Genomic DNA, 19635 nt, shown 5'->3' with positions numbered 1-19635 from the left:
ATGCAGCTTGGTTGTACGTTTTTCATTTACAACTGGATCGTTATTTCAGGGAACTCCGCGGTATACGACAGCAACTCGACAACAAGGTCACCTCTAAACTTTTTCTCCACCGCAGCGATCATGTGTTTTCGACTCCTTAATTCATAGGTTCCTTCGCGATCAGATCTGAAAGACATGGACATACCCAATCCATATGATGCCGAAGGTTTGGCGTCCAAATAACTTCTCGCATAAAAATCCAATTCGATATTGCCTTCCGCCTCGTATTCGATCAGGGCCAGGTTCTTTCCTTCGGGACAAGTCGCTTGAAGACTCTGGAGACGTTGATCTTTGACCTGCTGCCATTGTTCATCCGTAAATCCCGGCGAGGAAGGCCTGGACAATAGTTCTTCGGATTCTTTCCAGATATCGTAGTGGGTCCATCCGCGAATGTAAAAGAACCGATTTTCCTCGTGAATGTGATCGTAAAAATACCGTTTGATTTTTTGTTTCGAACCGCCGAATTCCAGTATGATCGGTTCGATCTGCACAGGGATTCTGCGAAAAGTACGATTGAATTTTAACTTGATCTCCAGCTCTTTGTCCAAATCCAGATCCGGGAAAGATTCGGATGCATCCTGCTCGTAACCAGTCAGAAATAAACGGTCCAACTCGGCTTCCGCAAAGAAGGAGATGTCCAGCCCCTTTTCGACAAAATGCTGAAGCCTCATATAAGTGTCGTGGTCCTGCTCCGTGCAAAAACGCGCCTCCATACCATTGAACGTCATAAGCTGGCCTTGAATGACCATCCTGGAGATGTAATCTTCCTGGTCGTCAAAAACCGTATCCCCCTGCAAATAAAGCTGGATACGATCACGATTAGAAAGAGGTTCTTGAGGCTCGCAATCCGATTGTTCTTCATACAGGTAATCCGGAATTTTGCGCAGCGTCCATAATTTATGCCTCTGCTGCTCCGACGTGATCGAAATCAGCAGAACTTCGGTATTGTTGATTGTGACCAGACGGTTGAGCAGGATTTCGCGATCGGGAACCAGCATGCTCTCTTTCAGTTCTTTTAGCCGCATAGAGACCTCCCTGAATAGATTATGGTTTTACGTTCGGCTCTGCGCATCCCGCACCATCCGAATCGGGCCCTGCACGTTGAGCTCGATCATCTGCCGCGTCATTTCTTCGGGCGTCTGCTGCATGCCTCCGCCGATCCAGCCGTGAATGACGCCAACGTAAGCGGAACCGATATAGCTTGCGATGACGTCTTTTTGCACCGGCAGCCGGCTCTCGTCCAGGTTCGCGAACTTCTCTTCATAAAAACGGGCAAAATAACGCTTCATGTACTGGACGAAGTCCGTCATCGCTTTGCGCTCGAACATCACTTCGAAAAAGGAGCGATGTTTTTTGACGTACGCAAAAATACGGCCGGCGATATAGCGCTGCTGCTCCTCGATCGACAGGTCGCGCGGCTGCGACTCTCTCGCTTCGCCGAACAAATCGTCCAGAATATGGTCGGTTACGCTGCGCAGCAGATGGTCTTTGGTCTCGTAATGCAGGTAAAACGTTTTGCGGTTCACGGTTGCCCGCCCGGTAATATCCGCGATCGTGATCCGCTCGTACGGCTTTTCTTCCAACAGTTCCAAAAAGGCGCCGCGCAGCAGCTCCCGCGTTCTCGTGACCCGCGGATCGGGGCGTTTGGGCATTTCTTGTGAGGGATCGGGCATGGGGACACGCTCCTTTTCCGGTATGGATATACGATTTCGGGTTGATATTCGCCACAGCTTCGTTCCATATGAGGCATAAGCCCCGATCGTGTATAACGTGACCATTGTAGCACAGTTCAACTCGTTTTATACTGGTTATACATTGAATACAACTTAATTGTTAGAAATTTAAAAAGAAACCTCAATAGACAGGAGATTGAACTTCCATGACGACTCAACCGAACACCGCTTCTTTGACCGATTCGATTTCCGCGCACGATCTCGTTTTGCGGCAGCGCCGCTTTTTCCGTACGGGTCAAACGAAAAGCGTCGCGTACCGCATCGAGGCGCTCAAGCGCCTGCGGCAGGGCATCGAAGAGTACCAACCGCGCATTCTGGCCGCGCTGCGTGCCGACCTGAACAAATCGGAAGCCGAAGGCTACAGCTCGGAGATCCGTTTGGTTCTCGGCGAACTGGATTACACGCTTGCGAATCTGGAGCAGTGGGCCGCTCCGCGCGTCGTGCCGACTTCCGAACAGATTGCCGGCGGCGCAAGCGCGATTCACCCCGAGCCTTACGGCGTCGCGCTCGTGATCGCGCCGTGGAACTATCCGTTCCAACTCGCGTTCTCTCCGCTGGTCGGCGCGATCTCCGCGGGGAACTGCGCCGTGCTCAAGCCGTCCGAATTGACGCCGTCCGTCTCGAAGCTCAGCGCCGACCTGATCCGCGCCTGCTTCCCGGACGAATATGTCGCCGTGATGGAAGGCGAAGTCGAGACGAGCACGGAGCTGCTGCGCGAAAAATTCGACTATATCTTCTTCACCGGCAGCACGCCGGTCGGCAAAGTGGTCATGCGCGCCGCCGCGGAACATCTGACGCCGACCACGCTCGAACTGGGCGGCAAAAGCCCGGCGATCGTGCACAAAGACGCCAACTTGCAGCGCGCGGCCCAAAGCCTCGTTCGCGGCAAGTTCCTGAACGCCGGCCAGACCTGCGTCGCCCCGGATTACCTGCTGGTCCATGCAGACGTGCAAGAAGAACTGCTGCGCGAAATCAAGCTTGAGATCGAAGACAAATACGGCGCGGACGTGACGCAGAATCCGGACTTCCCGCATATCGTCAACGACCGCAATTTCGACCGGCTGAGCCGCTTCCTGAATGACGGCGAAGCGCTGCTCGGCGGACGCACTGTGCGCGAGCAGCGGCTGATCGAACCTACGCTGCTGCAGGGCATCGACTGGAATTCCCCGGTGATGCAGGACGAAATCTTCGGTCCGATTCTGCCGGTCATGACCTATACCGAGCTGGACCCCGTGCTGGAACAAATCGTCGATCGGCCGAAGCCGCTTGCGCTGTACCTGTTCACCCGGGACCAGGAAGTGCAGGATCTCGTGCTGAATACGGTCTCCTTCGGCGGCGGCTGCGTCAACGAGACGCTGCTGCATATGAGCTCGCACGAGCTGCCGTTCGGCGGCGTCGGCGCAAGCGGCATGGGTTCGTACCACGGCCGCCAGAGCTTCGAGACGTTCTCGCACCACAAGTCGATGCTCGTGCGCAGCGTATAAGTTTCGCCTGCCGCTTTGCCTTGCCTCCCCGCTTCTCTTCCCTCTCATCTTCTCCCCTTGCACCGAACGCGGTCTTTCGCCAAGCAGCGAAGAGACCGCGTTTTTTTGCGTTTTTTCGCGCATAGGTCGCTCTGATTGCCGGGCCTGCCTCCTGCTGCGGCGTCTATTTTTTTATCCCATACGAAAGATCCGATGTAACCGAACGGCCGCTTCGCCCATCTAATGTCTATCTTCACTTCCCAAAAAGAACAAGACACGCCCAGAAAGGAACGATGCCGCATGGAAAACGAAGAATGGATTCGGCGAGCGAGAGACGGGGACCGGGACGCTTTCGTCGCTTTGATGCGCCAGCAGGAAGAAGCGCTGCACCGGATGGCCTGGTCCATGCTGAGAAAAGACGAAGACGTGGCGGACGCCATGCAGGAAACGGTGCTGAAAGCATATCGGTCGCTGCCTTCCCTGCGGGAGCCGAATTATTTCAGGACGTGGTTGTTCCGCATCCTGATCAACGAATGCAATACGCTGCTGCGAGGCCGAAAACGTACGGTATCCGTCTCCGACTTCCCGATCACCGCCTCCCCTGCCAACGAGTATGACCGGATCGATCTGCGCGACGCGGTCGACCGGCTGGACGAGAAGCAGCGAACGGTCGTCATTCTGCACTATTTCGAAGACCTGAGCGTGGCGCAGACGGCGCAGATGCTGGAATTGACCGAAAGCGCGGTCAAAACGAGGTTGATGCGGGCCCGGGCCGCTCTCATGCAAAAATTCAAATCGAATCCGAAAGGGAGTATGCATTATGAATCGATCTAACGCCGAGCAGCAGTTGGAATACGAATTGAAACAGGTTGGCCGGACCTCCGTGCCGGTCTCCCCGCTTGTCCGTTCCCGCTTGGAGGCGACTTACGCGTCTCTCCCGGCTGCGGCAGCGACGAATAACAGTTCGGCGGCCGCCGCGACGATGCACGGGCGTTCCGCCACGGCAGACAGAGAAATCGAAGCTCCGAAGGCCGGACGCCGTCCGGGTACGGCCCTGCGCAAAGCGGCCGCCGTCGCCGCTTCGGTCGTCGTTCTCTCGGCCGGGCTGTTCGCTTCCGGGTTCGTCTCGCCGGCGATGGCGGACACGATCCGCGACCTTCCGGTCATCGGCAGCCTGTTCAGCCAAATGGAAAACGATGCGGGACTGCGCACCGCGGGCGAACGCCATCAGGGATCGCTCGTCGACGCGGCCGCCACGTCCGGCAGCGCACGCCTGAACGTGCGCGAGACGATCTTCGACGGGACGCGAATCGCTTTTGCTGTCGAGTTGACGGTGCCGGGCATTCAAAGCGCAAGCAAACTGGAAGAAAACATGCAGACGGTACACGTGAAGCTGGACGGCATCGGCGAATTGGACGGCGTCTTCTACGATACGCCGGAACATCAAGGCGGCGACACGTACGGCGTGCTGATGAACCTGCCGCTGAATACGGATCAGATTCGGCAGCTCGGCACGCGCTTCGACGGCAAAATCTCGATCTCGATTGCCGGCCAGCCGCAGCCGCTGAGCGTGACCGTTCCGTTCGAGCGAATCGACGGAGGCCGCGAACTGCACCTGAATCCGGGGCCGTCCGCAAACGACGACCGCTATGCGCTGAGCATCGATACGCTCGACGTGACGGCGTCGACGGTGCAGCTCCGCACGTCGCTCTCGCTTCGCGACCGGTCCGCTTCGGCGGCCAAGCGGGAAGCGGCGCTGCTTCGCAGCGCTTACGATATCGTCGACGACCGCGGGCAGACGCTCGACGTCGTAGGCGGCGAAGGCTCGCTCGTAGACGGCAAGATGACCTACACGTCCAACTACGGCGCCGATCTGAGCCGGGCGAAGTTCATCGTCGTGAAGCCGTATATCCGGGGGACCGGAGCAGGCCGCGCGGGAGATACGGCGAAGACGTATCTGACAGGGCTGGAGATCCGGATCGATCTGCAATCCGCGGCCGCCAAGTAAAGCGGCGGGTGCCGGCAACTTCGACAGCCGTCCGCCCTCACCTTCCGTGCAAGACCAAAAAACTCCGCGAGTACAAACTCGCGGAGCCTTTTTCGGTTTCTTTTGGCAGACAAGCTTCAATCGGCACGTATTCGCGTTTGCCTTAGATGGCTTTACGCGCTTCTTCGAACAGGATGTTGTTCTCCATATGGATATGCTCGAACGTGTCTTTTTCCAGCGCTTCCAGGCGGTTCAGCACGAGGCGGTGCGTGCCGCAGGCATCGATCGGAGGCACGAAATCGCCGGTGATCTCGCGCAGTTCCTTAAGCAGCTCGCCGGCCTGCGCATGTTCGCTTTCCAGTTCGTTTAGATACGGTTCAAGCGCCTGCGCGGTGTCTGCGGCAGGGCTGCGGAAATACGTTTCCAGCAGCGGGAACACGTTCCGGTCTTCGTCTTCGGTATGTTCCAACAGCTCTTTTTTGAGCAAAGAGAAGATCTCCTGCACCCGCAGCAGATAAGGCCGGCTGCCGCCGTGCACGCGTGCAAGCTTCGTCACGTAAGGCGTCAGCGCCGGCAGTTCCTGACGCAGCGCCTCGTGATACTTGCGCTGGATATGCGCGATCAGTTCCTGCGGTTCAAGCGAAGCCGGCTGCATCTCCCGGTGTTGGGCCGCCTGCTCGTCGATCTGTTCGATCCGGCGCAGCACTTCCGCGGTGTCGAGTCCCCGCTGTTCGGCCGCCTGCCGGATCGGCATTTTGCCGCCGCAGCAAAAGTCGATGCGCAGCTCGCGGAACAGGTCGCCCGTACGCGGCTGCCGGCTGACAATGTCCGATACCCAGGTGTCTGCGTTGAATGCGTGTTGCTTGGTAGTCATGATCGTTTCCTCCCGTATATGAAGATGAATGCCGAGATCCGGCGTCGATTTCTTCTTCAGTATAGGCGGGTGCGGGAAGCGGACTTGTGATTCCAAGCACTTTTTTCACAAGTATTATTTTCTAAACGTCCGCTCGTAATCTTCGAACCGGATCTTGCGAATCCAACTGCGATCGACGGTCCGCACGATAAGCCCTTCCGCTCTCCCGGCGACTTCCATACCGACCTGCGTCTGTTCGAATCTTTGCATATAAGCAAACGTATCGGCAAAAGACACCGGGAATTCACTGCGGTCGATCTGATCCAGCAGCGGCGCCGTCTGTAGATTAAGAAGGTCGGTCAGATTTTTTTTGGCAGTTTCGTCGTAAAAAGGTTGATTCCCGCGGTCACGCCAGCTTGCGATTTGCTCCTGGGGCAGCGCCAGCATGGCGTCCAGTTGTTCCCGGTCCAGCGAAAAGACGTCGAATACCCGGTAGTTTTGCGTTTTGTTATCCGAATAGTGTCTGGACGCTTTGGTCTTGCCGCCGTACGATTCCTGATACAGCACGGTCAGCGCCCATTCACGGGGATCGGACTGCGCCAGCCCGGCGATGATCCGTTCGGCGACCGGCCGCAGAAATTCCGCGATATTGCCGTAGGGATTGCCGACCCGGTCTCCTTTGGCGTACAACAATTCTTCTCTTGATCCGATCAGGTAATCGATTTCGCCCGACGGTTGGCTCAGCAGAATAATTCTGGAGTTTTCCCCATCGACCTTCTCGTAGACGTACAAGTGCTCCGCCGCGCCGAATCCGGCCGGTTCGGTCAGCGCCTCGTTCAACCGCCCTTTCTCGCCCAGCTGATGATACGTCAAAATACTCGGGTATTTGGTCAACGAATTGATTTTGTGCAAATCCATGTTCTTGTTCATGTTCCTGTCTCCTCTTCGTTACGAATTGATTCGAAACAGCAGCGCGAACTGCTTGGCCATAAACGACGGCGTATACGGCATATCGCTGCGCAGCCAGCCTCCGATCGTGCCGATCAGGGCGGCGGAACCGAACCAGACCGCAACGTCCGGCTGGACCTGACTGTTCTTGACCGGCATGTCCCGGATTCCCGCCGTGATCTTGCTGACGAAGACGTTGAGCAGCCGCTCGTGAAAAATCGGGGCTTTGCGCGCTCCGAGAATCACTTTGTAAAAGTCGGCGTTGGCCGCGATATGTTCGAGCAGGCCGAGCAGCATCATCTCGTTCGTGCCGCTGCGGTGCTGTTCGATCGTGCGCGTCATGACGCGCTCCACGTCCCGCGCCATTTCGTCAGCCATCGTCTCCAGCATGTCGTGAATATCCTTGTAATGGAGGTAAAAGGTGACCCGGTTGATCGTCGCCCGCTCCGCGATCCGGTTGACGGTAATCTTGTCCACGTCCATTTCCTGCATGAGTTCGATCAGGGCATCCTTCAGCAGTTGGCGGGTGCGCAGCACTCGGGGGTCGATCCGTTTCTGTTTCGATTCGCTCTTCGGTTCGGTCATGGTTGCGCTTCCTTTTCATATGTTTTTATTTACACATCACGAACTTGTGTATATTATTCAAATTTTAAACAACATTCTGGCGGACTTGTGCAAACTAATCGACATTTACGAAAAAAGTGTAGCTTGTAAGAAGGGTCCGTCCTTGACTATAATCTGGTTTATGCAATGTCGATTATCCGACACGTTGTAAAAAAAGTCTAGCCCAGAATGAGAGGACGGAGAAAAATTGAGCAGTACCCCTACCATCAACACCGGATCGGCCAAACGAGGACCGATCATGTTCATCATGATTCTGGGTGCCTTCCTGGCGACCCTGAACCAGACGCTGATGAGCGTCGCCACACCGGAGCTGATGAAAGACTTCGACATTACGGCCGCGACGGCGCAGTGGCTGACGACCGGCTATCTGCTCGTTAACGGCGTGCTGATTCCGATCACCGCCTACCTGATGCAGAAGTTCTCGACGCGTCAGCTGTTCCAGGCTTCCATGATGATCTTCCTCGTCGGCACGGTCGTGTCGGCGCTCGCCGGCGACTTCCCGATGCTGCTGACCGGACGGTTGATCCAGGCCGCCGGCGCCGGCATCATCATGCCGCTGCTGATGAACGTCATCCTGGCCCTGTTCCCGCCCGAGAAACGCGGATCGGCCATGGGCCTCGTCGGTCTGGCCATTATCGTCGCTCCGGCGATCGGACCGACGCTTGCCGGTTACACGCTGGAACACTACTCGTGGGAAACGATGTTCTACGCCATGATTCCGCTGGCCGTCATCGTCATCGTGCTTGGCTTCATCTATCTGCGCAACGTCGGCGAACGCGTCAACGTCAAGTTCGACGCCTTGAGCGTGGTTCTGTCCACGATCGGCTTCGGCGCGCTGCTGTACGGCTTCAGCCGCGCAGGCAGCCTCGGCTGGTCCAGCGCCGAAGTGCTGATCATGATCGCTGTCGGCTTAATCGGACTGGTCGCCTTCTCTGTGCGCCAGCTCAAGATGAAGACGCCGCTGCTCGACCTGCGCGCGTTCAAATTCAACATGTTCTCGCTGACGATCGTGATCAGCATCGCGGTCACGATGATCATGTACGCGGACATGATGCTGCTGCCGCTGTATCTGCAAAGCGCCCGCGGCTATACGGCGATTGAATCCGGTCTGCTTCTGCTGCCGGGTGCGCTGCTTATGGGCCTGCTCATGCCGATCACCGGACGGCTGTTCGACAAGTTCGGCGCCAAATGGCTGACGATTATCGGCATGGCGATCGTCATCGCCACGACGCTCGGCTTTATCAACCTGACCGACACGACCAGCTATAACTATCTGGTCCTCATGTCCACCGCCCGCCGGATCGGCATGGCGTTCATGATGATGCCGCTTCAGACGGCCGGCCTCAACCAGCTGCCGCCACGCCTGAACGCGCACGGCACGGCGATCAGCAACACGACCCGCCAGGTTGCCGGCGCGATCGGCACCTCGCTGCTCGTGACGGTCATGTCCGACCGCGCGAAAAGCCATGCGGCCGACCTGATGCAGAGCGGCACCGATCCGTCGCAGATCGCCGTTCAGGCGCAGATCTCCGGCATCAACGACGCTTACGTCGTCATCGTCGGCATCGGCGTCGTCGGCCTGCTCCTCTCGTTCTTCATCAAGAACGTGAAGCGCGGCACGGAAGAGACGGTCGTCGTGCATGGAGACAAGAGAAAGACGGCGGAAGTCTAAGCGTCCTGCCTTTCGGACTTTCGAGTTCTCGGCACTATAAAAAAACGGCCCTCCAACAGGAGGGCCGTTTTTTGCGTGCTCTATTTTAAAAACCAAAATTTTAAAGATCAAAGTCCGAAAGCCCAGACCGACCCGAATCGCAGATTGCGCCTGCGCTTAAACGGGACGGTCGCTAATCGACGGACGCCAGTTTAAGCTCCAACCCGCTTTTCACCGCTGCCCATTCTTCGTCCAAAATAGCGTAAAACACCGAATCCCGCACATACCCGTCATGCAGGATGACATGTTTGCGCAGCACGCCTTCTTTTGTCGCGCCGAGACGTTCGATTGCCTGTTGGGACCGCAGATTGCGGCGATCCGTCTTGATCTGCACGCGGATCGCGCCCAGCGTCTCGAACGCGTGCCGCAGCAGCAGAAATTTGCATTCCGTATTCACGCTTGTCCGCCAGACAGCCGGAGACAGCCATGTCCAGCCGATTTCCAGACTGCGGTTGGGCCGCGAAATAGCCAGAAACCGCGTGCTACCCACGACCTTTCCCGACTCCCGATCAACGATGACATAAGGGAACTCGCTGCCGTCTTTTTTGGCCGCAAGCGCTTGGCGCACCAGCTCCCGCATCTGTTCCGGAGAACGGATAGACATCGGCATATACGTCCAGATCGACGGGTCGCGGCCCGCTTCGAACAACGCTTCCGCGTGCCGCTCCTCCATCGGCTGAATTCGGGCCCGCTTCCCGACCAGCGCAACCGGCGTAATCTCCATAAGGCGTCGCTCCTTTTTGAATATCAGTATATAAATAAAGCGAGCGCCGTAAAAGAGCCAGTTTGCGTTTGGGGCACGGGGGCAGACAAGTTTTAAGCGGGGTTCAAACAAGATTCAAATAAAATTCAAAAATCCGCCGGCTGCCGCTTGCCCCGAATTTTGGGACGGGTCAGCTCGAAGCTGTGGCGGACAAGATCCAGAATGTCTTCTTCGCCAAGCGCGCCGTCCGCAATGACGGTGTTCCAATGTTCTTTGTTCATATGGTAGCCGGGCCGGATCTCCTCGTGCAGGTCGCGCAGCATGGCGGCCCGCATCGGATCGCATTTGAGATTTGCGCACAGATGGCCTTCCCGCTCGTAGATGAGGGCGAACGATTTTTTGTTGCCGCCGTGGCGCATCACCGTCCAGCTCTCGTCGAACGGGTAGTCTTCGTACGCGCCCGGAAGTTCCAGGCAGCGGTCGATCAGTTCCTGCTTGTGCATGATAGTCCTCCGTCAGTCGTTACCGTCGTTATTGTCATCCGTATCGTTGTTGTCATCCATGTCGTTCATATCGTGGTTCTCCATATTGCTGTCCATGTCGTCGTCTCCGTTGTCGGCCCCGCAGCCCATAACGACCGACAGCACACCGACCGCAAACAGCATACTCCATCTTTTTCGCATCGGATTTCCTCCTTTTTGGCCAGTCTGATCCGTTCCTTACTGTCCATTAACCCGCACAGCAGCCCTTTGAACGAGAAAATGCCGTTTCGTCAGGCTCGCTTGTATCGGCCTCGGTCCGCTTCCGTAATCTCGCGGATGACCCGGCACGGGTTGCCTGCGGCGACGACGCCCGGCGGGACGTCCCGGTTGACGACGCTGCCCGCGCCGATCACGCTGCCGGCCCCGATTGTCACGCCGGGCAGAACGACGACGCTGCCGCCGATCCAGACGTTGTCTTCCACCGTGATCGGGTACGCATACTCCAACCCAAGGTTGCGCTGCTCGACGTCGAGCGGATGGCCCGCCGCGTAGAAGCCGCAGTTCGGCGCGATAAAGACGTTGTCGCCGAAGATGACTTTGGCCGCGTCGAGGATGATCAGATTATGATTGGCAAAAAAGTTCTGTCCGAACTCGATATTGTAGCCGAGGTCGCAGTAAAAAGGCTGTTCGATCACGAACGCCCCGTCGGCGCGGGCCACGATCTGGCGGATCTTCGCTTCCCGCTCGGCCAGCCGCAGCGGATTAAGCTGGTTGTGCTCGAAACAAAGCGATTTGCACAAATTGCGCTCGCGCACGAGCTGCGGGTCGTTGTTGTTGTCGTAGAGCAGTCCGGCGGCCGCTTTTTCTTTTTCCGTCTGTTCGCTTCGCTGTTCGCTGCCCTGTCCGGATACAGGCTTGGATATATGCATCGGTACGCCTCCCTCGCCGTGCAGCCGCTTCATCGGATTGGATCGGGCTGCACAGATCTTTTTCCAGTTTGTGCGTTTGTTTTTCCACTGTCAAGGTCCGTCGCTGTCCGTGTTATCCTTCTCCAAAAAGGGTATGTAAACCTGTACCCAAACATCACGCGCCAAGGAGGATCTTATGAGCGATAAGCTGCATGATCTTTTTGCAAACGTCCAGGCCGAAGTCATCTCGGTGCTGGGCGAGACGGAAGGAATGTCGCATCCTCTCGTCGATTTGTTCCGTACGTCGCTGGAAGAAGAACGCGGGGCGTTCGAGCGTATGCTGCCCCTACTCAAAGGCGGCGACGCGGAACTCGATACGTTCAAAACGGACTGCTCCGTCATCTACCTGAACGACGAGATCGTCGAATCGACGTTCCGGGCCTGGCTCCGCGCGGTGGATTGGATGGATCACGAAGACTCGGAGGAAGCGGCGAAGCTTGAGAACCGTTTTCCCGGCATGAAAAGCACTCTAAAAAAAGCGGCGGCGGAAATGGAGCGGATCTACGGCGCGGCGAACATCAAGTTCGTTATCCCGGCGCTTTATCAACCGCAGCCGCAGACCGGAGGTTCCCGATGAGCTGGCAAAAAGAACGCATCGACATGAACGTGTACAGTCAGGGCGAAGTGGATCGCTGGGTGTACAGCACGTGCAATCTCTGCTCCGTCGGCTGCGGCTGCGAGATCGCGGTCAAAGACGAGCAGATCGTCGGCATCCGCGGCAACGGCAGCCATTCGATCAACCGCGGACGCCTCGGCCCCAAAGGCGAGCATCAATGGCAGGCCAACGCAAGCCCCGACCGTCTGCTCTCCCCGCTGATCCGCAACGAGTTCGGGGAACTGGTGCCGGCGTCGTGGGACGAAGCGATGAACCTGATTGTGCGGAAAATGCAAAGCGCGATCGCGGAAAAAGGGCCGAACAGCGTCGCGATCTATTCGACGGGGCAGGCGTTCCTCGAAGACTACTATACGATTGCCAAAATCGGCCGGGCCGGCATCGGCACGCATCTGCTCGACGCCAATACGCGGCTGTGCACGGCCACGACGGAATTCTGCCTGCTGCAATCGTTCGGCGCGGACGGCACGCCCGCTTCCTACGACGACGTGGACGAGACCGACACGCTGATGCTGTTCGGGCATAACGTCGCCGAGACCGGCACCGTGCTGCACGAGCGCATCATGGACCGCAAAGCGCGTACCGGCAAGCCGTTCATCATCGCCGTCGATCCGCGCCGCACGCTGACCGTGCGCGGCGCGGACCTGCATCTGCAGCTTCGTCCGGGCACCAACGTGCCGCTGCTGAACGGGCTGCTGCGGATCATGCTCGATAACGGCGCGGCCGACGAAGCGTTTATCGCCGCGCATACGATCGGCTTCGAGGACATGTCCGGCGCGCTTAGCGAATGGACGCCGGAGCGAACGTCCGAAGTGACGGGCATTCCGGTCGATACGCTGCTCGAAGCGGGCCGCATCCTGTCGGAGACGCCTTCGCTCGTCACGACGACGCTGCAGGGTGCTTTCCAGAGCGCGGACGCGACGACCGCCTGCGTGGCGATCAACAATCTGCATCTGACCCGCGGCCTGATCGGCCGTCCCGGCTCCGGACCGCTGCATATGGCCGGACAGCCGAGTTCGTCGGCGAACCGCACCGCGGGCGGCGTCGGCACGTATCCGGCCAACCGCAATCCGATGAATCCGCAGCATCTAGACGATATGGGCCGGCTGTGGAACGTCGATCCGATGAATCTGCCGGCCGGTCCCGAGAAAGGGATCGAAGAACAGCTGGAGATGATCGAACAGGATCAGATCGACGTGTTCTGGAATATCGGCACCAATCCGCTCGTTTCTCTGCCCAACCGCAAGCGGGCCCGGGCGGCACTCGAAAAAGTGTTCGTTATTATGCAGGACCATTTCCTGACGGAGACGTCCAAAGTCGCGGACGTCGTGCTGCCCGCCGCCATGTGGGGCGAAAAAGAAGGCACGATGGAGAACGCCGACCGGCGCATCAATCTGCTGCGCAAAGCGGTCGACCCGCCGGAAGGCGTGCGGACCGATCTCGACATCCTGCTCGATTTCGCGCGGCGTATGGATTTCCGCGACCAAGACGGACAGCCGCTCATCGGCTACTGTACGCCGGAAGAAGCGTTCGAAGAATGGAAGACCGTCTCGGCGGGACGCCCGTGCGACATGACGGGCATGACGTACGCGAAGCTGGAGCGTCACAACGGCCTGCGCTGGCCGACGACGGCGCAGAAGCCGGAAGGCACGGCGCGGCTGTACGAAGACTTGAAGTTTCCGACGCGGCCGGAATACGCGCAGAGCTATACGAAAGATCAGTTCACCGGGCGCGCGTTGACCCGGGTCGAATATGAAGCGAAGCAGCCGAACGGGCGCGCGATTCTGCATGCGACCCGCTACAACCCGCCGTCCGAACAGCCCGGCGGCGATTTCCCGATGTGGCTGACGACGGGCCGCCTCGTCTGGCATTGGCATACCCGTACCAAAACGGGCCGCTCGCCGTATCTGCAAGCCGCCGCTCCGCACGGCTACGTGGAGATCCATACCGACGACGCCCGCGAGCTTGATCTGATCGAAGGCGAAGTCGTGCGCGTCGTCTCGCCGCGCGGCTGGATCGAAGTGCCGGCGAAGATCGGCGACGCCGTGCAGCGCGGCCTGCTGTTCGTGCCGTTCCATTTCGGCAGCTGGGAAAGCAATCAGGCCGCGAACGACCTGACGGCGGACTTCGTCGATCCGCTGTCCAAGCAGCCGACGTTCAAGCAGTCCGCCTGCCGGATCGAGAAGCTGCGCAAGCCGCATCTCGTCGCAAGCGGCGAGACGCTCGGCTACATCGCCGAGCAGTACAACCTGAGCGTCGACGACCTGCTCAGGGTCAACCGCATGGACACGCCTTACGGCATCCAGACCGGCCAGCATGTGGAAGTTCCCATCTCCATGATGAACGTGCCGATCCAGCCCTACTCCCCGCAGCGGACCGACTTCAAGCGGACGGAGATGAAGGAGCAGGGCGGGGATTGAGGCGGGGACTTAGAGGCAAAGTGAATTCATTGTTTAAAGGACAAAATCGGTTCATGCTGCTTTGGATCAAACGGCAAATCAGAAAGTAAATCAAACGGCAAATCAAACAGCAAATTAAACGGCAAATTAAACGGCAAATCAAAAAGGAGCGTCTGCCATCGGGGCAAACGCTCCTTTCTTTAGGTGCAATACACAGTCAGTCGCTTGGAACGGGAATTAAGTGCGGATCTGCAGTTATTTCGGCGAACAGCTTCTCGACTCGGCAAATAAGTGCGACAGGACACTTAATTAGCTCTTTCGGCGGCTCAAAGGACGCTTTGGGCGAAAATAACTGTAGTGGCGCAGCTATTCGCTCATTTGCTCCAGTTTCGGTGCAAATAACTGTCGTGACGCAGCTATTCGTCCATTCATTCCGTTTCCGGTGAAAATAATCGTAGTGACGCAACTATTCGCGCATTCACTCCGTTTCCGGTACAAATAACTGTCGTGACGCAGTTATTCGTAGACCAGGTCTACCCCAGCCGGCAATAGTTGTCGCTTTGTTGCCTCCGCGCGATTATTTTGGTCAACTCCCCTGCCACATAGAAGAGGGGCAAAGTGGATTCATCGTATAGTCGATCAAACAGCAAATCAAACAGCAAATCAAACAGCAAATCAAACAGGAGCGTCTGCCATCGGGGCAAACGCTCCTCTCTTTATGTGCGCTATGCAGTCAGTCGCTTGGAACGGGAATTAAGTGCGGATCTGCAGTTATTTCGGCGAACAGCTTCTCGACTCGGCAAATAAGTGCGACAGGACACTTAATTAGCTCTTTCGGCGGCTCAAAGGACGCTTTGGGCGAAAATAACTGTAGTGGCGCAGCTATTCGCTCATTTGCTCCAGTTTCGGTGCAAATAACTGTCGTGACGCAGCTATTCGTCCATTCATTCCGTTTCCGGTGAAAATAATCGTAGTGACGCAACTATTCGCGCATTAACTCCGTTTCCGGTGCAAATAACTGTCGTAACGCAGTTATTCGTGAACCAGGTCTACCCCAGCCGGCAATAGTTGCCGCTGTGTTGCCTACGCGCGATTATTTTGGTCAACTCCCCTGCCTCATAGAAGAGGGCAAAGTGAGTTCATTGTCTAGCCGATCAAACAGCAAATCAAACAGGAGCGTCTGCCGCCGGGGCAAACGCTCCTCTCTTTATGTGCGCTATGCAGTCAGTCGCTTGGGTCGCAGATTAAGTGCGAATCTGCAGTTATTTCGGCGAACGGTTTCTCGAATCGGCAAGTAACTGCGACAGGACACTTAATTAGCTCTTTCGGCGGCTCAAAAGGTGCTTTGGGCGAAAATAACTGTCGTGGCGCAATTATTCGCTCATTCACTCCAGTTTCGGTGCAAATAACTGTCGTGACGCAGCTATTCGCGCATTCACTCCGTTTCCGGTGAAAATAATCGTAGTGACGCAACTATTCGCGCATTAACTCCGTTTCCGATGCAAATAGCTGTCGTAACGCAGTTATTCGTGGACCAGGTCTACCCCAGCCGGCAATAGTTGTCGCTTTGTTGCCTCCGCGCGGTTATTTTGGTCAACTCCCCTGCCTCATAGAAGAGGACAAAGTGGATTCATCGTGTAGTCGATCAAACAGCAAATCAAACAGCAAATCGAAAAGGAGCGTCTGCCGCCGGGGCAAACGCTCCTCTCTTTATGTGCGCTATGCAGTCAGTCGCTTGGGCCGCAGATTAAGTGCGGATCTACAGTTATTTCGGCGAACAGCTTCTCTATTCAGCAAATAAGTGCGACAGTACACTTAATTAGCTCTTTCGGCGGCTTAAAGGGTGCTTAGGCGAAAATAACTGTCGTGACGCAGTTATTCGTCCATTTGCTCCAGTTTCGACGAAAATAACTGTAGTGGCGCAGCTATTCGCTCATTCACTCCAGTTTCGGTGCAAATAACTGTCGTGACGCACCTATTCGCTCATTCACTCCAGTTTCGGTGCAACTAACTGTCGTGGCGCAGTTATTCGCTCATTCACTCCGTTTCCGGCGAGAATAACTGCCGTGGCGCAGCTATTTTCCGCGACACTTCGCCCGAAGACTAATTAGCTGTCGCTGCGCGGTTCTATTCGCGCCAGCGCCAGCTCCCGCTTCGGCCAAAACCCGCTCCGCTCGCCTACGCCCTAGCGAACCATCGCCGCCAGCTCGTCGAGGCCGAGCTCGAACGTCGGAGCGAACGCGTCCGAACGCACGTAGTTCGCCAGGCTGTGCAGGAACTGCCGGCCGTCCGGCGACTGACCGGCCGCGGCCGCGTCGACGGCGCAGACGATCAGGCTGCCGCCGCCGGTCTTGCATTCGAACAGCAGGCCGAGCTTGTGGTTGCGCTCGAAGTTGTCGATCGTCTGCACGATCGGTTCCCATTCGGACGAAGTGCCGTCGAGAATGATCGAACGCGAATTCATAACGACGTTCCACCACGCATACGTCGAATGGGTCGCCGACGGGAAGTCGCGCAGAGCCGGATGTTCGCTGCGGATCAGCAGGCCGTGCGTGCCGACCGGCACTTTGCGCTCCATGCTTTCCGAGATCGAGCGGAACATCGGGTAGCACCAGAAGTCCGACGCGTACGTGCCTTCGATCGCGTTTTCCAGCGCAGCCGGATTCGGCATCAGCAGCACTTTGCCACCGGCCGCCAGCACCGCTTCGGCTTCGTCCGTCAGCGTCTCGAAGACCTGCACGCCGCCGAAGTCCGCCTGAACGCCGGACGGATAAATCCACAGTTCGTACTGTTTGTACACGTTTGTACCTTTGATGCGCAGCGACAGCTCGGCTCTTTGCATCGTCTGCACCGGTGCAAGCACAAGCTCCACGCTGCCCACTTCGAACACGTCGCCGCTTTGCGTCAATTCCGCGGACAGCGTGCCGGCGCCCAGCGTCTCGCCGCCTGCGTCCAGCGTCCACTCCACGCCAAGCTTGCCCGGCGCTTCCTGACGGTACCAGCTCAGTTCGACAGCCGCGCGGAATTCTTCGCCGCCGACCAGATTGTACGACGGGAAGCGGGCCAGCAGCACCGCGTCGGCGCAGAACGAACGCCAGTCTTCCGGCGTGATCAGCCCTTTGGAATCCATAAAGGCGTCCAAAGCGCCGACAAGAGCCGTACCCTGCCCGCTGAAGTCCTGCAGGTCAAGCAGTTGGAAGCCGGCCAGTTTGCGCGAACGCAGCGCCGCTTCCAGTTCTTCCTTGTAGCAGTCCATCGCCAACTTGCCGGAATTTTCGAAATAGGCGCGGGCCAGATGGCCGAGACCTTTTTCCTCCAGCCGCTCGCGGAAGATCTTGAAATTCTCCGCCTGCAGCGGTCCCGTGTATTTGTCGATCTCGTCGAAGTTCGGGAACGTGCCGTACTGCCCGATCTCGTGCGAGACGACCGGAAGCGGCGAGATCCAGTCTCCGCCGTCGCCTTCGGCTTCGACCGTTTTCATCTCCGTGCCGTATTGGATCTGGATCGTTTTCGCGCCGCCGTCTTCCCCGTCTGCGCTTTGCAGGCGCGAAGGCGAGATCGGCTCGTCGTAATCCGTCATCGTGCCCGGAGGCGCGAGCTGCACATGGCCCTGCGGCGCGTCGCACATCGCGTACGAACCGCGGAACCTGCGTTCGCGCGAGAAGCGCACGCCGCAGAAGAAATCGTCATGTTCGAGCAGTTCCGGCACCCACTGGTGGTTGTTCGATCCCTGCGTATACAGCGGACGGCTGTCGAATTGTTTGTAGCCTTTGAGGATCGAATCGATCTTCGGGCGGCTGCCCCACAGCTCGTTGCCGAGCGAGAACATGACGAACGACGGATGGTTGCCGAACGCTTTGAGAATGGCATACCCTTCTTCGATCAGGTAATCCTGCTCCGCCTGGTCGTGGTTCTCGTCGCCCGGCTCCGTGACCGTGCCCCAAAACGGCAGTTCCGGCTCCATGTAGATGCCCAGCAGGTCCGCCGCGACGAACGCCGCTTCCGGCGGGCAGGCCGTGTGGAAGCGATAATGGTTCATGCCGTACGATTTGGAAATGTTCAAGATCCGCATCCACTCGTCCACGTCGGTCGGCGCATAACCGGTCAGCGGGAAAATCAGGCCGTCATGCTTGCCGCGCAGAAATGTGCGATGTCCGTTGATCTCGAACTTGTCGCCGGCCGGGCGGAACTCGCGCAGGCCGAAGACGCTCTCCGTCACGTCGATCACGCCGCCGTCTTCGCCCAGCAGTTCCAGCTTGAGGCGGTACAGCTCCGGCGTCCATTCGCTCCACAGCCGGGCATCCGCGCCAAGCGGATATTCCGCGTCGATGTCGCGGCCTTCAAGCTTGAGCTCAAGCGTCTGCGCGCTGTGCACCGTCTCGCCGTTGAAGCTGACCGCCGACAAGCGCAGCGCCGAAGCTTCCGCACCTTCGACCCGCGCCGTGACCCGCACGCTGCGCTCGCCGACATTCGGGTAAGTGCGCAGACTTTCCAACCGGGCCGGGCCGTAAAATTGCAGCTCGATCGCGCCCGTGATCCCGTTCCAGTTCGTCTGCGTATCCGGGGACGTCATATGGCCGCCCTTGGTCGGATAATCCGTATTGTCCACGCGGATCGTCAGCGTCGCCGTGCCGGCGCGCAGCTTGCCCGTCAACTCGTACACATGCGGCGCGTTGAGGCTGTTGCGGCTGCCGAGCTCTTCCCCGTTCAGCCAGACCGTCGTGACGCGCGTGCGCTCCAGATGCAGCCGGGCCGTGTGCGACGCCCACTCCGCCGGGATGTCGATTTCTTTGCGGAACCAGGCATAGCCTTCGAACTTGTAGGCGTCCGTGAGCGAGCCGATCAATTTCTCTTCGTTGCGCTTGCCTTTGCGGGCATGCGAAGTCGTGCCGGGCAGCTCCATCGCGTCGTTGAACGCCTGCATTTGCGGCTGTCCCTGTTTGTGTTCGTCCAAAGCCAGCTCCCATGAGCCGGACAGATCGATTCTGTTCAACATGGTTCATCACTCCTATTTTGAATACGGTTTCGTTAAGATCCGGACGCCTTTTCCCCTGCTTCGAACATGGGGCCGGCGCGGTCTCCCTTTATGACTATAACGTTTTCGGAAAAGTT

At 57.8% G+C, this 19635-nt stretch carries 16 protein-coding genes; 6 read left to right on the top strand and 10 right to left on the bottom strand.

Annotated features, from left to right (window positions below; translation table 11 throughout):
• Nucleotides 1-26: 26 nt before the first annotated feature.
• Nucleotides 27-1064: a hypothetical protein gene (locus FFV09_RS21520; protein WP_141449749.1), complete on the bottom strand. Its 1038-nt coding sequence runs from the start codon at nucleotides 1062-1064 to the stop codon at nucleotides 27-29.
• A 27-nt stretch (nucleotides 1065-1091) separates the two neighbouring features.
• Nucleotides 1092-1712 (bottom strand): TetR/AcrR family transcriptional regulator, encoded by a 621-nt coding sequence (locus FFV09_RS21515; protein ID WP_170315110.1) that lies wholly within the window; start codon nucleotides 1710-1712, stop codon nucleotides 1092-1094.
• 206 nt (nucleotides 1713-1918) lie between these two features.
• Here FFV09_RS21515 and FFV09_RS21510 point away from each other — a divergent pair, with 206 nt between their 5' ends.
• The 3 genes from FFV09_RS21510 to FFV09_RS21500 all read left to right on the top strand — a co-directional run bounded on the left by FFV09_RS21510 (nucleotide 1919) and on the right by FFV09_RS21500 (nucleotide 5243).
• Nucleotides 1919-3256, top strand: coding sequence for an aldehyde dehydrogenase (locus FFV09_RS21510; protein ID WP_141449747.1), 1338 nt, complete (start codon nucleotides 1919-1921; stop codon nucleotides 3254-3256).
• A gap of 279 nt (nucleotides 3257-3535) precedes the next feature.
• Nucleotides 3536-4069: an RNA polymerase sigma factor gene (locus FFV09_RS21505; RefSeq protein ID WP_141449746.1), complete on the top strand. Its 534-nt coding sequence runs from the start codon at nucleotides 3536-3538 to the stop codon at nucleotides 4067-4069.
• Nucleotides 4056-5243, top strand: coding sequence for a DUF4179 domain-containing protein (locus FFV09_RS21500; protein WP_141449745.1), 1188 nt, complete (start codon nucleotides 4056-4058; stop codon nucleotides 5241-5243). The genes FFV09_RS21505 and FFV09_RS21500 overlap by 14 nt, the downstream gene beginning before the upstream one ends.
• A 142-nt stretch (nucleotides 5244-5385) precedes the next feature.
• Here FFV09_RS21500 and ric read toward each other — a convergent pair whose 3' ends face one another.
• The 3 genes from ric to FFV09_RS21485 form a co-directional block, all read right to left on the bottom strand.
• Nucleotides 5386-6096, bottom strand: a complete 711-nt coding sequence (gene ric / locus FFV09_RS21495) for an iron-sulfur cluster repair di-iron protein (protein ID WP_141449744.1) — start codon at nucleotides 6094-6096, stop codon at nucleotides 5386-5388.
• 114 nt (nucleotides 6097-6210) lie between these two features.
• Nucleotides 6211-7005 carry an RNA ligase family protein gene (locus FFV09_RS21490; protein WP_246098406.1) on the bottom strand — a complete coding sequence of 265 codons (795 nt, stop codon included), beginning with the start codon at nucleotides 7003-7005 and terminating at the stop codon, nucleotides 6211-6213.
• A gap of 18 nt (nucleotides 7006-7023) precedes the next feature.
• A complete protein-coding gene (locus FFV09_RS21485; protein ID WP_141449743.1) occupies nucleotides 7024-7608 on the bottom strand; it encodes a TetR/AcrR family transcriptional regulator in 585 nt (194 codons plus the stop codon).
• Between the two features lie 277 nt (nucleotides 7609-7885).
• Between FFV09_RS21485 and FFV09_RS21480 the strand changes: the two genes are divergently transcribed.
• Complete coding sequence (locus FFV09_RS21480; RefSeq protein ID WP_141450574.1) at nucleotides 7886-9319, top strand: DHA2 family efflux MFS transporter permease subunit; 1434 nt, start codon at nucleotides 7886-7888, stop codon at nucleotides 9317-9319.
• Between the two features lie 172 nt (nucleotides 9320-9491).
• Here the strand turns inward: FFV09_RS21480 and FFV09_RS21475 are convergent, their stop codons facing one another.
• The 4 genes from FFV09_RS21475 to FFV09_RS21465 all read right to left on the bottom strand — a co-directional run bounded on the left by FFV09_RS21475 (nucleotide 9492) and on the right by FFV09_RS21465 (nucleotide 11472).
• Nucleotides 9492-10082 carry a GNAT family N-acetyltransferase gene (locus FFV09_RS21475; protein WP_141449742.1) on the bottom strand — a complete coding sequence of 197 codons (591 nt, stop codon included), beginning with the start codon at nucleotides 10080-10082 and terminating at the stop codon, nucleotides 9492-9494.
• Nucleotides 10083-10207: 125 nt separating this feature from the next.
• On the bottom strand, nucleotides 10208-10564 hold the full coding sequence (locus FFV09_RS21470; protein ID WP_141449741.1) for an MmcQ/YjbR family DNA-binding protein: 357 nt from the start codon (nucleotides 10562-10564) through the stop codon (nucleotides 10208-10210).
• A 12-nt stretch (nucleotides 10565-10576) separates the two neighbouring features.
• A complete protein-coding gene (locus tag FFV09_RS23915; RefSeq protein WP_170315109.1) occupies nucleotides 10577-10744 on the bottom strand; it encodes a hypothetical protein in 168 nt (55 codons plus the stop codon).
• Between the two features lie 89 nt (nucleotides 10745-10833).
• Nucleotides 10834-11472, bottom strand: a complete 639-nt coding sequence (locus FFV09_RS21465; protein ID WP_141449740.1) for a sugar O-acetyltransferase — start codon at nucleotides 11470-11472, stop codon at nucleotides 10834-10836.
• 175 nt (nucleotides 11473-11647) lie between these two features.
• Between FFV09_RS21465 and FFV09_RS21460 the strand changes: the two genes are divergently transcribed.
• Nucleotides 11648-12088 carry a hypothetical protein gene (locus tag FFV09_RS21460; protein WP_141449739.1) on the top strand — a complete coding sequence of 147 codons (441 nt, stop codon included), beginning with the start codon at nucleotides 11648-11650 and terminating at the stop codon, nucleotides 12086-12088.
• Nucleotides 12085-14544 carry a molybdopterin-dependent oxidoreductase gene (locus FFV09_RS21455; protein WP_141449738.1) on the top strand — a complete coding sequence of 820 codons (2460 nt, stop codon included), beginning with the start codon at nucleotides 12085-12087 and terminating at the stop codon, nucleotides 14542-14544. The genes FFV09_RS21460 and FFV09_RS21455 overlap by 4 nt, the downstream gene beginning before the upstream one ends.
• 2164 nt (nucleotides 14545-16708) lie before the next feature.
• Here the strand turns inward: FFV09_RS21455 and FFV09_RS21450 are convergent.
• Nucleotides 16709-19519, bottom strand: coding sequence for a glycoside hydrolase family 2 TIM barrel-domain containing protein (locus FFV09_RS21450; RefSeq protein WP_141449737.1), 2811 nt, complete (start codon nucleotides 19517-19519; stop codon nucleotides 16709-16711).
• Nucleotides 19520-19635 lie beyond the last annotated feature (116 nt).

The sequence above is a fragment of the Saccharibacillus brassicae genome (assembly GCF_006542275.1).
GTDB lineage: Bacteria > Bacillota > Bacilli > Paenibacillales > Paenibacillaceae > Saccharibacillus > Saccharibacillus brassicae.
This window is presented reverse-complemented; position numbering and strand designations above follow the sequence as displayed.